The sequence below is a fragment of the Haloferax volcanii DS2 genome, assembly GCF_000025685.1.
In the GTDB taxonomy this organism is placed as follows: Archaea; Halobacteriota; Halobacteria; order Halobacteriales; family Haloferacaceae; genus Haloferax; species Haloferax volcanii.
Genome location: NC_013967.1, coordinates 1366400 through 1379319, shown reverse-complemented (window position 1 = coordinate 1379319; position 12920 = coordinate 1366400). Strand labels below are relative to the sequence as shown.

The 12920-nt window shown below is 66.8% G+C and carries 14 protein-coding genes; 13 read left to right on the top strand and 1 reads right to left on the bottom strand.

Annotated elements, in window-relative coordinates:
* Positions 1–47 precede the first annotated feature (47 nt).
* The gene (locus HVO_RS11990; RefSeq protein ID WP_008093389.1) at positions 48–335 is read right to left on the bottom strand and encodes a DUF5779 family protein; all 288 of its coding nucleotides are present in this window, start codon (positions 333–335) and stop codon (positions 48–50) included.
* 357 nt (positions 336–692) lie between these two features.
* On the opposite strand from HVO_RS11990, the gene HVO_RS11985 reads away from it, so the two are divergent.
* The 13 genes from HVO_RS11985 (at position 693) to ptsH1 (ending at position 12918) form a co-directional block, all read left to right on the top strand.
* Positions 693–1937 (top strand): LeuA family protein, encoded by a 1245-nt coding sequence (locus HVO_RS11985; protein ID WP_218623626.1) that lies wholly within the window; start codon positions 693–695, stop codon positions 1935–1937.
* A 364-nt stretch (positions 1938–2301) separates the two neighbouring features.
* Complete coding sequence (ilvB, locus tag HVO_RS11980; RefSeq protein ID WP_004043427.1) at positions 2302–4065, top strand: biosynthetic-type acetolactate synthase large subunit; 1764 nt, start codon at positions 2302–2304, stop codon at positions 4063–4065.
* Positions 4062–4718 (top strand): acetolactate synthase small subunit, encoded by a 657-nt coding sequence (gene ilvN / locus HVO_RS11975; RefSeq protein ID WP_004043428.1) that lies wholly within the window; start codon positions 4062–4064, stop codon positions 4716–4718. Before ilvB ends, ilvN begins: the two co-directional genes overlap by 4 nt.
* Positions 4715–5761, top strand: coding sequence for a ketol-acid reductoisomerase (ilvC, locus tag HVO_RS11970; protein WP_004043429.1), 1047 nt, complete (start codon positions 4715–4717; stop codon positions 5759–5761). The genes ilvN and ilvC overlap by 4 nt, the downstream gene beginning before the upstream one ends.
* Before the next feature lie 11 nt (positions 5762–5772).
* Positions 5773–6036 (top strand): hypothetical protein, encoded by a 264-nt coding sequence (locus tag HVO_RS11965; protein WP_004043430.1) that lies wholly within the window; start codon positions 5773–5775, stop codon positions 6034–6036.
* A complete protein-coding gene (gene leuC / locus HVO_RS11960; RefSeq protein ID WP_004043431.1) occupies positions 6029–7450 on the top strand; it encodes a 3-isopropylmalate dehydratase large subunit in 1422 nt (473 codons plus the stop codon). Before HVO_RS11965 ends, leuC begins: the two co-directional genes overlap by 8 nt.
* The gene (leuD, locus tag HVO_RS11955) at positions 7447–8055 is read left to right on the top strand and encodes a 3-isopropylmalate dehydratase small subunit (RefSeq protein ID WP_004043432.1); all 609 of its coding nucleotides are present in this window, start codon (positions 7447–7449) and stop codon (positions 8053–8055) included. The genes leuC and leuD overlap by 4 nt, the downstream gene beginning before the upstream one ends.
* Positions 8048–9022 carry a 3-isopropylmalate dehydrogenase gene (leuB, locus tag HVO_RS11950; RefSeq protein WP_004043433.1) on the top strand — a complete coding sequence of 325 codons (975 nt, stop codon included), beginning with the start codon at positions 8048–8050 and terminating at the stop codon, positions 9020–9022. Before leuD ends, leuB begins: the two co-directional genes overlap by 8 nt.
* A 203-nt stretch (positions 9023–9225) precedes the next feature.
* Positions 9226–9993 (top strand): HTH-type transcriptional regulator GlpR, encoded by a 768-nt coding sequence (gene glpR, locus HVO_RS11945; RefSeq protein WP_004043434.1) that lies wholly within the window; start codon positions 9226–9228, stop codon positions 9991–9993.
* Positions 9990–10907: a 1-phosphofructokinase gene (pfkB, locus tag HVO_RS11940; RefSeq protein ID WP_004043435.1), complete on the top strand. Its 918-nt coding sequence runs from the start codon at positions 9990–9992 to the stop codon at positions 10905–10907. Before glpR ends, pfkB begins: the two co-directional genes overlap by 4 nt.
* 105 nt (positions 10908–11012) lie before the next feature.
* Complete coding sequence (gene ptfC / locus HVO_RS11935) at positions 11013–12140, top strand: fructose PTS transporter subunit IIC (protein WP_004043436.1); 1128 nt, start codon at positions 11013–11015, stop codon at positions 12138–12140.
* A 44-nt stretch (positions 12141–12184) separates the two neighbouring features.
* On the top strand, positions 12185–12649 hold the full coding sequence (gene ptfA, locus HVO_RS11930) for a fructose PTS transporter subunit IIA (RefSeq protein WP_004043437.1): 465 nt from the start codon (positions 12185–12187) through the stop codon (positions 12647–12649).
* Positions 12649–12918: a phosphocarrier protein HPr gene (gene ptsH1 / locus HVO_RS11925; RefSeq protein ID WP_004043438.1), complete on the top strand. Its 270-nt coding sequence runs from the start codon at positions 12649–12651 to the stop codon at positions 12916–12918. The genes ptfA and ptsH1 overlap by 1 nt, the downstream gene beginning before the upstream one ends.
* The last annotated feature ends 2 nt before the right edge of the window (positions 12919–12920 follow it).

The window sequence follows — 12920 nt, the reverse complement described above, 5'->3', positions numbered from 1 at the left end:
TCGTTCCGTTCGTCGGGACCGCGGAGACCGCGAAGCGGGCCGCCCGGTCAGAGGTCGTCCGTGTTGATGTCCACGCCCGGCGGGGAGACGACGAGGAACTTCCGGAAGTGCATCAGCTGGCCGCCCATATCCTTGATGTCGCGTGCGAAGCCCGACGCGAGCTTGTTGAGGTCGCCCTCGATGGCGAGAAAGAGGACGTTTCCGCGGGCGACGGACTGGACCCACTCCTCGGACGGGGTCGACCCGTCGAGGACGCCGAGGACCACGTCACCCTCGGCGTCGTCCTCGTCGAGGTGTTCTTCGGCCGTCTGCAAGTTGAGATTGAAATCGCCCATACCCGCTCGGTTGTCGAGCGGCGAGAAAAGGGTTCGGTCGAGCAGTGAACGGCCTCGACGGCACGAACACGCACATTGGTATCACGTTTCACACGACAGTCGCAGTTTGCTCCACGTTTGTCCAGTCGAGAGTGCGCGCACCGGGTGCTAAATTTTGTTTCTAAACTCTATTTAGTTATATTATTACTCAGAAGCTATCGAACGACGAGCGGACATATCAAGTCAACATATGTCATGATATCATATAAGGACGTTTAGGTACAGCGATTACCCCCGAGAGTGGTTGTCACACAACACCCGCTGAACGTTCGTGACACTGTCGGGGGGAAACGTTTAAATAGGAGTTCGGGCACGTCACTGACACGATGTCTCACAACGACACGGAGGATTCGTCGGGTTCCCCGGCGGGTCGAGTTCTTCCAGGGCACATTAGCCCAACAATCTGAAATCGAAGACGTACGAATCTTCGACACGACACTCCGCGACGGCGAACAGTCACCGCGAACCTCGTTCAGTTACGAGGAAAAGCGCGACATCGCCGAGACCCTCGACGACATGGGTACCCACGTCATCGAGGCCGGGTTCCCGGTGAACTCGGAGGCGGAGTTCGAAGCAGTCGCAGATATCGCTGCTTCGACGGACGCGACGACGTGCGGGTTGGCCCGCGTCGTCGACAAGGATATCGAAGCCGCGCTGGATTCCGGCGTGGACATGGTGCACACGTTCGTGAGCACCAGCGACGTCCAGTTGGCCGACTCGATGCACGCTTCCCGCGAGGAAGCCGTCGAGCGGGCCGTCCGCAGTGTCGAACACGTCCGCGACGCGGGCGTTGAAGTAATGTTCTCACCGATGGACGCCACCCGGACGGACGAGGACTTCCTCATCGAAGTCGTCGAAGCCGTCTCCGAGGCGGGCGTCGATTGGATCAACCTGCCGGACACCTGCGGCGTGGCGACGCCGACTCGCTTCGCCCGCATGGTGGCGACGGTCAGGGAACACACCGACGCGAGAATCGACGTGCACGCGCACGACGATTTCGGTCTGGCGTCGGCGAACGCGATGGCCGGCTTCGAGGCCGGCGCGGCACAGGCGCAGGTGTCGGTCAACGGCATCGGCGAGCGCGCCGGCAACGCCGCCTACGAGGAGGTCGTCATGGCGGCCGAATCCCTCTACGGCGTCGACACCGGCATCGACACGACGAAGATAACCGAGCTGGCTCGCGTCGTCGAGGCGGCGTCCGACATCCCGGTCCCGGCGAACAAGCCGGTCGTCGGCCGTAACGCCTTCTCTCACGAGAGCGGCATCCACGCCGCCGGCGTCATCGAGAACGCCGACACGTTCGAACCGGGCGTCATGACCCCGGAGATGGTCGGCGCGACCCGCGAGTTCGTACTCGGCAAGCACACGGGGACGCACTCGGTGCGAAAGCGCCTCGCAGACATCGGGTTCGACCCCTCGGACGCCGAGGTCCGGGAGGTCACCCGCCGCGTCAAAGACCACGGCGCGGAGAAAGAACGCGTCGACGATTCGACGCTCGAGGTGTTCGCCCGCGACGTGGGTATCACCCACGAGGACGACACGGAGGAGGAGGTCCGCGCTTGATGGCGCCGGGCTGTGGCCCTACGGGGCGACCGCCCTGCACGCGTTCGACCTCCCGACCGGCGTGCAATCGTTGCCCGCCGCGAAAACATTATTACCGACGGGACGGACGTGTTGCATACGATGACCTCGCACGACGAACACGCGGTTCGCGCGACCCCGGACGCCGGGGCCAGCGCCGCCGCCGTCGCTGCGATTCGGTCGCTCATTATTGTAGGGGCATAGCCCCCTACCACACCATCTCTCCGTCCCGCGTATTCGCACCGTTTTCAGACACGTCCGCAGTCCCTACAATGGCGCACCAGCACCACACGCAGTCACCAGACAGCCCGTATCGACGACCGACCACACACCACGGAGCCCACACATGAGCGAACGAACCGCAGCCACGACCGACCCCGACGCGACCGACGCCGCCGACGACGCGGCCCAGACGCCGACCGAAGTCACCTCGGGTTCGACGGCCGTCGTCCGCGCCCTCGAAAACGCCGGCGTCGAGACCGCCTTCGGCGTGCAGGGCGGGGCGATAATGCCCATCTACGACGCGCTGTACCACTCCGACATCCGTCACGTGACGATGGCCCACGAGCAGGGCGCGGCGCACGCGGCCGACGCGTACGGCGTCGTTCGCGGCGACCCCGGCGTCTGTCTCGCCACGTCCGGTCCGGGAGCGACCAACCTCGTGACCGGCATCGCCGACGCGAACATGGACTCCGACGCGGTGCTCGCGCTCACGGGACAGGTCCCGTCCGACATGGTCGGCTCCGACGCGTTCCAGGAGACCGACACCACGGGCGTCACCGCGCCCATCACGAAGCACAACTACTTCGCCTCGTCGCCCGACACCGTCGGCGACACCGTCGGCGAAGCGTTCGCGCTCGCCGCCGAGGGCCGACCCGGCCCGACGCTCGTCGACCTCCCGAAGGACGTCTCGCTCAACGAGACCGACACCGAGTCGGGGCCGGCACAGCCCCCCGAGACGTGTCGCGCCCGCACCGACCCGGCCGACTCGCAGGTCGAGGCCGCCGCGCGCGCAATCGAGCGCGCGGAGAAGCCCCTCCTGTTGTTCGGCGGCGGCGTCGTCAAGGCCGACGCGACCGAGGTGGCCCGGCAGTTCGCGACCGAGCACCGGATTCCGGTCGTCACCACGATGCCCGGAATCGGCGCGATGCCGGAGGACCACGAGCTCTGCCTCTCATGGGCGGGAATGCACGGCACCGGCTACGCCAACATGGCCATCACGCACACCGACTGCCTCATCGCGGTCGGCACGCGGTTCGACGACCGCCTGACCGGCGGCATCGACACGTTCGCGCCCGAGGCCGAAGTCGTCCACATCGACATCGACCCGGCGGAAATCTCGAAGAACGTCCACGCGGACTACCCGGTCGTCGGCGACGCCGGCCGCGCCATCGAGCGCGTCGACGCCGAACTCGACGAGGGTCCCGACGCGCGCGAGTGGGTCGACCAGTGTCTCGCGTGGAAAGACGACTACCCGATGGACTACGCGGCCCCGGACAACGAGCCGCTGAAGCCGCAGTTCGTCGTCGAGGCGCTCGACGAGGCCACGCCAGACGAGACCATCGTCACGAGCGGCGTCGGCCAACACCAGATGTGGGCCGCCCAGTACTGGACGTTCACCGAGCCGCGGCGGTGGGTTTCGTCCCACGGCCTCGGCACGATGGGCTACGGCCTGCCCGCCGCAATCGGCGCGCGGGTCGCGGCCGACGACGACGAGACGGTCGTCTGCGTCGACGGCGACGCCTCGTTCCTGATGACGATTCAGGAGCTGTCGGTCGCCGTCCGCGAGAACCTCGACATCACGGTCGCCATCCTGAACAACGAGTACATCGGGATGGTCCGCCAGTGGCAGGACGCCTTCTTCGAGGGCCGACGCATGGCCGCCGGCTACGACTGGTGTCCCCAGTTCGACAAGCTCGCCGAGGCGTTCGGCGCGCGCGGCTGGACCGTCGACTCCTACGAGGAGGTTCCCGACGTCATCGAGGAAGCGCTCGCGTACGACGGCCCCTCGGTCATCGACTTCCACGTCGACCCGGCGGAGAACGTCTATCCGATGGTCTCCTCGGGCGGCGCGAACGGCAAATTCGCACTCTCGGAGGACCAGTTATGAGCGACAATCGGACAGGACTGCAAGGCCCCGCGCCCGACGAGCGGCCGCACCCCGACGGCCGCCGCAACGCGCAGGGCATCCGCATCGACCCCGAAGCGGAATCGGAACACGAACCGCGGCGCGCGGTCTTTTCGGCCATCGTCGAGGACGAACCCGGCGTGCTCTCGCGCGTCGCCGGCCTCGCCGCCCGCCGTCAGTTCAACATCGAGAGCCTCACCGTGGGCCCGACGACAGTCGAGGACCACTCCCGCATCACGATGGTCGTCGAGGAGCCCGAACCGGGCATCGACCAGATCGAAAAACAGCTCGCGAAGCTCAAGCCCGTCATCTCCGTCGGCGAGCTGGACGACGACGCCGTCCGCGCGGAACTCGTCCTCCTGAAGGTCCGCGGCGAGGACCCCGACAAGGTCCACGCCATCACGGAGATGTACGACGGCCGCACCCTCGACGCCGGTCCCGAGACCATCACGGTCCAGCTCACCGGCGACGAGCGCAAGATAGACGACGCCGTGGACGCGTTCCGACGGTTCGGCATCATCGAAATCGCCCGGACCGGCCAGACCGCGCTCGCCCACGGCTCGAAGAAGACCGTCCCCGGAGAGGAACCCGGAACCTCCGGCGAACCCACCAAACCCAACACCAACACGCAATGACAGAACTCACCACCGAAGTGTACTACGACGACGACGCCGACCGCTCGCAAATCGACGACAAGACCGTAGCCGTCATCGGCTACGGCAGTCAGGGCCACGCCCACGCGCAGAACCTCGCGGACAGCGGGGTCGACGTGGTCGTCGGCCTGCGCGCGAACTCCTCGTCCCGAAGCGCCGCGGAAGCCGACGGCCTCCGCGTCAAAGAGCCCGCCGCGGCGGCCGCCGAGGGCGACATCGTCTCCGTGCTCGTCCCCGACACCGTCCAGCCGGCGGTGTTCGAGGAGATTCGAGACTCGCTGGACGCCGGCGACACGCTCCAGTTCGCCCACGGATTCAACATCCACTACAACCAGATCCGGCCCCCGGAAGACGTCGACGTGACGATGGTCGCGCCGAAGTCGCCGGGCCACCTCGTCCGCCGCAACTACGAGTCCAACGAGGGGACGCCGGGTCTCATCGCGGTCTACCAGGACGTGACGGGCGACGCCAAGGAGGAGGCGCTGGCCTACGCGCACGGCCTCGGCTGCACCCGAGCGGGCGTCATCGAGACGACGTTCCAGGAGGAGACCGAGACCGACCTGTTCGGCGAGCAGGCCGTCCTCTGCGGCGGCGTCACCTCGCTCGTCAAGCAGGGCTACGAGACGCTCGTCGACGCGGGCTACTCCCCCGAGATGGCCTACTTCGAGTGCCTGAACGAACTGAAGCTCATCGTCGACCTGATGTACGAAGGCGGGCTCGGCGAGATGTGGCACTCCGTCTCCGACACCGCCGAGTTCGGCGGGCTGACCCGCGGCGACCGCGTCGTCGACGAGCACGCCCGCGAGAACATGGAGGAGATTCTGGAGGAGGTCCAGGACGGCACCTTCGCCCGCGAGTGGATTCTGGAGAACCAGGCGGGCCGGCCGTCGTACTCCCAGCTCAAGGACGCAGAGGAGAACCACCACATCGAACAGGTCGGCGCGCCGCTGCGCGATCTGTTCGCGTGGGCCGACGAGGAAGACGAGGCGGACGCGGAGAAAGCCGAAGCGCCGGCGGACGACTGAACACGACACCAATGACACGCGACGACACGACCGACCGAATGCGAGACATCAGCCACACCAACCCCTATACGGGCGAGACGTTCACCACGGTCTACGAGCGCGGCCCGGCCGTCACCGACGGCGGGCGGAGCGACGCGACGCCCGCGTCGACGGACGCGACCGAGACCGAGACGATGGGCGATGTGGACCACACGCCCCGCAACGGCGAGGGCGCGAACCAGGTCTGGGAACGCGGCCGCGACGACCGCGTCGTACCGGGTGACGGACATGAGTGAGGGAACGCTGTACGACAAGGTCTGGGAGGAACACACGGTTTCGGAGCTGCCGACCGGCCAGACGCAGCTGTTCTGTGGCCTCCACCTCATCCACGAGGTGACGAGCCCGCAGGCGTTCGGCATGTTGCAGGAGCGCGACCTCGAAGTCGCCTACCCGAACCGGACGCACGCGACGGTCGACCACATCGTCCCCACGTCGGACCAGTCGCGGCCGTTCCGCGACGACGCCGCCGAGGAGATGATGGCCGAACTGGAGCAGAACGTCCGCGAAGCGGGCATCAACTTCTCGGACCCCACGTCGGGCGAGCAGGGAATCGTCCACGTCATCGGGCCCGAGAAGGGACTCACCCAGCCCGGCATGACCATCGTCTGCGGCGACAGCCACACCTCGACCCACGGCGCGTTCGGCGCGCTCGCGTTCGGTATCGGGACGAGCCAGATTCGCGACGTGCTGGCGACCCAGACCGTCGCGATGGAGAAGAAGAAGGTGCGGAAAATCGAGGTCACGGGCGAACTCGGCCCCGGCGTCGAAGCGAAGGACGTCATCCTCGAAATCATCCGTCGCCTCGGCACCGAAGGCGGCGTCGGCTACGTCTACGAGTACGCCGGCGAGGCCATCGAGGATCTCGACATGGAGGGCCGGATGAGCATCTGTAACATGTCCATCGAGGGCGGCGCTCGCGCGGGCTACGTCAACCCCGACGAGACCACCTACGAGTGGCTGAAAGAGACCGAGTACTTCCAGGAGAACCCCGAGCGGTTCGACGAACTCAAGCCGTACTGGGAATCCATCCGCTCCGACGAGGACGCCGAGTACGACGACGTCGTCACCATCGACGGCTCCGAACTCGAACCCGTCGTGACGTGGGGGACCACGCCCGGACAGGGCGTCGGCATCACCCAGCCGATTCCGGCCCCCGAAGACCTGCCCGAGGAGAAGCAGGAAACCGCCCGGATGGCGCAGGAACACATGGGCGTCACGCCCGGCGAGACGATGGAGGGCTACGAAATCGACGTGGCTTTCCTCGGCTCGTGTACGAACGCTCGCCTGCCCGACCTCCGCCGCGCGGCGGGGGTCGTGAAGGGTCGACAGGTCGCGGACAGCGTCCGCGCGATGGTCGTCCCCGGCAGTCAGCGCGTCAAGGCCGCCGCCGAAGCGGAGGGCCTCGACGAGGTGTTCAAAGAAGCCGGCTTCGAGTGGCGCGAGGCGGGCTGTTCGATGTGTCTCGGCATGAACGAGGACCAACTGGAGGGCGACGAGGCCTCCGCGTCCTCGTCGAACCGCAACTTCATCGGCCGGCAGGGGTCGAAAGACGGCCGCACCGTCCTGATGAACCCGCGCATGGTCGCCGCGGCGGCCGTCACCGGGGAAGTGACTGACGTACGCGAACTGAAGGAGGTGACCACGGTATGACCGACGAAATCCCCGAAATCGACTCCGCGTCCGGCACCGGCGTGCCCATCCGCGGCAACGACATCGACACGGACCAGATAATCCCGGCGCGGTTCATGAAGGTCGTCACGTTCGACGGCCTCGGCGAGTTCGCGTTCTTCGACCAGCGCTACGACGAGAACGACGAACCCAAGGACCACCCGCTGAACGAGCCGCAGTTCCAGGACGCGTCCATCATGGTCGTCAACGCCAACTTCGGCTGTGGCTCCTCTCGGGAGCACGCCCCGCAGGCGCTCATGCGCTGGGGCATCGACGCCATCGTCGGCGAGTCGTTCGCGGAGATTTTCGCGGGCAACTGCCTCGCGCTCGGCATCCCGACGGTCACCGCGGACCACGAGACGGTCACCGAACTCCAGGACTGGGTCGACGAGCACCCGGACGGCGACATCGACGTGGACGTGGAAAACGAGACGGTCACCTACGGCGACACCACCGTGGACGTGACCGTCGACGACGCACAACGGAAGGCGCTCACCGAGGGCGTCTGGGACACGACGGCGCTCATGAAGTCGAACGCCGACGCGGTCGCCGAGAAAGCCGCCGCCCTGCCCTACGTCGATGACTGAGGAAATCGTCGTCATCCCCGGCGACGGCATCGGCGCGGAGGTCATCCCGGCGGCGGTTGACGTGCTGAAGGCCGTCGGCGACTTCGAGTTCGTCGAGGCCGACGCCGGCGACCACGTCAAAGAAGAGACCGGCGAGGCGCTCCCGCAGGAGACGTACGACCTCGCCGCCGAGGCCGACGCGACGCTGTTCGGCGCGGCCGGCGAGACCGCGGCGGACGTCATCCTGCCGCTTCGGACCGCGGTGGACTCCTTCGTCAACGTCCGCCCGGCGAAGGCCTACCCCGGCGTCGACGCGCTCCGCCCGGAGACGGACCTCGTCTTCCTCCGGGAGAACACCGAAGGCGTCTACTCGGGCCACGAGGACCGCCTCTCCGAGGACCTCTCGACGCTCACGCGCGTCGTCACCACCTCGGCGTCCGAGCGACTCGCCGAGTACGCCTGCGACTACGTCGGCGGCGAGGGCGGCAGCTTCCAGGTCGCCCACAAGGCGAACGTGATGCGCGAGACGGACGGTCGCTTCCGCGACGCCGCCGTCGCCGTCGCCGACGAGCGCGGCGTCGAGACCGAGGAGGTCCTGATGGACGCCTTCGCGACGCGCGTCTGTCTCGACCCCACGCAGTTCGACACCATCGTCTGTCCGAACCTCGCGGGCGACGTGCTGTCGGACCTCGCCGCCGGCCTCGTCGGCGGCCTCGGACTGCTCCCCTCGGCGAACATCGGCCCGGACGCCGCGCTGTTCGAACCGGTCCACGGCTCCGCGCCCGACATCGCCGGCGAGGGCATCGCCAACCCGGCCGCGACGATTCTGTCCGCGGCGATGCTGCTCGACTACCTCGACCACGAGGCCGAAGCCGACCGCGTCCGGTCGGCCGTCGAAGGCGTCCTCGCCGACGGGCCGCGCACGCCCGACCTCGGCGGCGACGCCTCCACGGAGGACGTGACCGCCGCGATTCTCGACCGACTCTGAGCGCCGGCGACCCGCCGAACCGGCGATTCGGCGTTCGTTTCGAACGCGCCCGTTTTCGTTTCTGATCGTTTTCTCATCGACGAACACCCCGTTTTCGTTCCTGTGTGGGATTCGGCTGTTTCGAGCAGATACGGTCGGAATCCAACATAAACAATTAACACTACTCCCCGACCTACCTTCCTCGTAACGAGGAATCGCCACCGATGTTACCAGCAGAGCGCAAACGCCGTATCGTCGAACTCGTCTCCGACTCGGACGGTCGGTCGGTCGAGTCGCTGTCAGACCATCTCGGCTACTCGAAGGCGACGATACGTCGTGACCTGCGCGAACTCGAAGACCGTGGGCTCATCGAGCGGTCGCACGGCGGGGCCGTCCCCGTGACCTCCGTCGGGCGCGAGCAGACCTACGGCCAGAAGGAAGTACAGAATCTCGAAGGGAAACGCGCAATCGCGGACCGCGCGGTCGAGGAACTGGCCGAGGGGCAGGTCGTGTTCTTCGACGCCGGGACGACCACGATGGAGGTGGCCCGCAAGGTCCCCAAGGACGGGACGATACTCGGCGTCACCAACTCGCCGCGGCTCGCCATCGAACTGAACGAGGAGGACAACGAGGTCAAACTCACGGGCGGGACGCTCCGCCGGCGGACGAAGGCGCTCGTGGGACCGACCGCGGAGTCGTTCATGGAGCGGACGAACTTCGACCTGCTGTTCCTCGGCACGAACGCCTTAGACGTGGAATCCGGCCTCACGACTCCGAACGAGGACGAGGCGCGGATGAAAGAGCTGATGGTCGAGAAGGCCGCGAAGGTCGTCCTCGTCGCGGACCTCTCGAAGCTCGGTCGACGGAGCTTCGTCCAGTTCGCATCGCTCGAAGAGATTGACCTGTTTATCACCGACGGGACGCTCGACGCCGACTCGCGCGAGGAGATAGAGAGCGCGGGCGTCACCGTCGTCGACGGAGTCGCACGATGATTCTCACAGTTACCCCGAACCCAGCAGTCGACCACACGATTCACTTCGACGAACCGCTTCAGACCGGCGTCGTCCACCGGACCGACGACGCGGTGTTCACCGCCGGCGGCAAGGGTATCAACGTCGCCAAGTACGCCTCGGCGCTCGACGCCGACGTGACCGCCTCGGGCTTTCTCGGCGGCCACTTCGGGAAGTTCGTCCGCGACCGACTCGACGCCGACGGCATCGCCTCGGACTTCGTCACCGTCGACGCGGACACGCGGCTGAACACGACTGTGCTCGCGGCCGACGGCGAGTACAAACTCAATCACAACGGCCCGCAGATTCGTGCAGCCGACGTGGACGAACTCGTCGAGACCGCGCAGGCGAACGAGCCCGACACGCTGCTCGTCGGCGGCAGTCTCCCGCCGGGGATGTCGCTTTCCGACGTGGACAGGCTCGCCCGCGCGGGCGACTGGAAAATCGCGGTGGACATGGGCGGCGAGTACCTCGCGGAACTGGACGCCGACTACTACGTCTGCAAACCCAATCGCTCTGAGCTCGCGGCGGCGACGGGCCGGACCGTCGAGACCGAAGCCGACGCCGTCGAGGCCGCCGAGGAGCTTCACGCGCGCGGATTCGAGTACGTGTTGGCGTCGCTCGGCGCGGACGGCGCGCTCCTCGTCACCGACGACGAGGTGCTCTCCGCGCCCGCGCTCGACGTGGAGGTCGTGGACACGGTCGGCGCGGGCGACGCCGTCATGTCCGGCTTCCTCGCCGCGCGCGAACACGGCCTCTCGGACGCCGACGCGCTCCGAATGGGCGTGCTGACCGCGTCCCGCGTCGTCGGCGTCGCCGGGACCCGCGTCCCGGACCTCGAAGACGTGCTGACGAACGAAACGCACGTCGAGGTGACGACCGTTCGGACCCGGTGACTCTCGGATGAACGTTTGTTAACGACCGAAACACGCAGTAACGTTCATATTCGAAAGGGTTTTTGAGCACATTTGCGTACGTTCTTTCGTAGGGGTGGCAACACTATGGCAAACGACGCAGAAGACGCAGTTCGGTCCTACCTCACTTCGGTGAAGGAGGACCTGATGACCGGGGTATCGTTCATGATTCCGTTCGTGACCATCGGCGGAATCTTCCTTGCGCTGGGCTACGCGGTAGCCTCGCTTTCGAACAACGTACAAGACGTGTTCAACAGCACGGGGACCGCCGGCTGGTTCCTCGCGCAGATCGGCGTCGCTGGGCTGACGCTTATGGTTCCGGTGCTCGGCGCGTACATCGCGTACGCTATCGCCGACCGTCCGGGCCTCGCACCGGGCTTCATCCTGTCGTACATCATCCAGCAGGGTAACGTCCTGCAGGCGGCCGGTGACGTCATCGGTCTCCAGGGCGGCTCCGCCGGCGCGGGCTACCTCGGCGCTATCGTCGCCGGGTTCCTCGCCGGCATCGTCGCGCGCTGGTTCAAGCAGCGCGACGTGCCCGAGTTCATCGCACCGATGATGCCCGTGCTCCTCATCCCGGTCGCGACGACCGCGGTGCTCACGCCCGTCATGCTGTTCGTGCTGGGCGTCCCGATTTCCATCGCGAACGCGGGACTCACCGAGTTCCTGAGCAACATGCAGGGCGGCGGACAGGCGATTCTCCTCGGGGGCATCCTCGGGGCGATGATGGCGGCCGACATGGGCGGCCCTATCAACAAGGTCGCCTACGTGTTCTCCGTCGGCCTCATCTCCGAGGGCGTTACTGCACCGATGGCCGCGGTCATGATTGCGGGGATGGTCCCGCCCATCGGTCTCGCGCTGTCGAACTTCATCGCGCCGCAGAAGTACGCGGCCGAGATGTACGAGAACGCCAAGAGCGGCGTGCTCCTCGGCTTCTCGTTCATTACCGAGGGCGCGATTCCGTACGCGGCCGCCGACCCGGCCCGCGTCATTCCCAGCGTCGTCGCGGGCAGCGCCGTCGCCGGCGCGGCCTCGATGGCGCTCGGCGTGAACATGCCGGCTCCGCACGGCGGCATCTTCGTGGTTCCGCTGTCGAACCAGCCGTTCATGTTCATCGCGTGCATCCTGCTGGGCTCCATCGTGACCGCCGTCATCGCGACGGCCATCAAGCCGAACTTCGACGCCAAGATGGCGGCCCAGAGCTCCGACGACTGACCACACCGAACTAATCTTTCCAGACTCGAACGAAGCACAATACAATGGACGTCACTGACATCAGCACCATCACACCGCTCGAACTGATATCGCTCGAAGAGCCGCCGGCGACGAAGGAGGGGGCCATCGAGTTCCTCCTCGACCTCGCGGTCGACGCCGGTCGCGTCGACGACCGCGACGCCGCGCTCGACGCCCTCCTCGAACGCGAGGGGGAGGCGACGACCGGCGTCGGCTTCGGCATCGGCATCCCGCACGCGAAGACCGACGCCGTCTCGAAGCCGACGGTCGCCTTCGCGCGCTCGGCCGAGGGCATCGACTTCGACGCCATGGACGACAAGCCGGCGAAGCTCCTCTTTATGATTCTCGTCCCCGCGGCGGGCGGCGAGGACCACCTACAGATTCTGAGCGCCCTCTCGCGGTCGCTCATGCACGAGGACGTGCGCGAGAAGCTCCTCGAAGCCGAGAGCAAACAGACCGTCCAGGACGTGCTCGCCGAGGTGGTCGAGTGATGGAGCGAACCGTCACGGTCGTCCCCGAAGACGGGCTGCACGCCCGCCCGGCCTCGAAGTTCGTCGAGACCGCAAACAAGTTCGACGCCGACGTACAGCTCGGCCGCGCCGACGAGGACGACCTCGTCCCCGCCGCCAGCATGCTCGCCGTCACCGGCCTCGGCGTCGGCCACGACGAGTCCGTCCGACTCGTCGCCGAGGGCGACGACGCGGAAGCGGCACTCGACGCCCTAGAGGATATCCTTTCCACGCCTGAAGCCAAACAGTAAGC

Coding starts and splice junctions, on each gene's coding strand:
- HVO_RS11990 (WP_008093389.1), bottom strand. CDS start 335: ATGGGCGATTTCAATCTCAACTTGCAGACGGCCGAAGAACACCTCGAC.
- ilvB (WP_004043427.1), top strand. CDS start 2,302: ATGAGCGAACGAACCGCAGCCACGACCGACCCCGACGCGACCGACGCC.
- ilvN (WP_004043428.1), top strand. CDS start 4,062: ATGAGCGACAATCGGACAGGACTGCAAGGCCCCGCGCCCGACGAGCGG.
- ilvC (WP_004043429.1), top strand. CDS start 4,715: ATGACAGAACTCACCACCGAAGTGTACTACGACGACGACGCCGACCGC.
- HVO_RS11965 (WP_004043430.1), top strand. CDS start 5,773: ATGACACGCGACGACACGACCGACCGAATGCGAGACATCAGCCACACC.
- leuC (WP_004043431.1), top strand. CDS start 6,029: ATGAGTGAGGGAACGCTGTACGACAAGGTCTGGGAGGAACACACGGTT.
- leuD (WP_004043432.1), top strand. CDS start 7,447: ATGACCGACGAAATCCCCGAAATCGACTCCGCGTCCGGCACCGGCGTG.
- leuB (WP_004043433.1), top strand. CDS start 8,048: ATGACTGAGGAAATCGTCGTCATCCCCGGCGACGGCATCGGCGCGGAG.
- glpR (WP_004043434.1), top strand. CDS start 9,226: ATGTTACCAGCAGAGCGCAAACGCCGTATCGTCGAACTCGTCTCCGAC.
- pfkB (WP_004043435.1), top strand. CDS start 9,990: ATGATTCTCACAGTTACCCCGAACCCAGCAGTCGACCACACGATTCAC.
- ptfC (WP_004043436.1), top strand. CDS start 11,013: ATGGCAAACGACGCAGAAGACGCAGTTCGGTCCTACCTCACTTCGGTG.
- ptfA (WP_004043437.1), top strand. CDS start 12,185: ATGGACGTCACTGACATCAGCACCATCACACCGCTCGAACTGATATCG.
- ptsH1 (WP_004043438.1), top strand. CDS start 12,649: ATGGAGCGAACCGTCACGGTCGTCCCCGAAGACGGGCTGCACGCCCGC.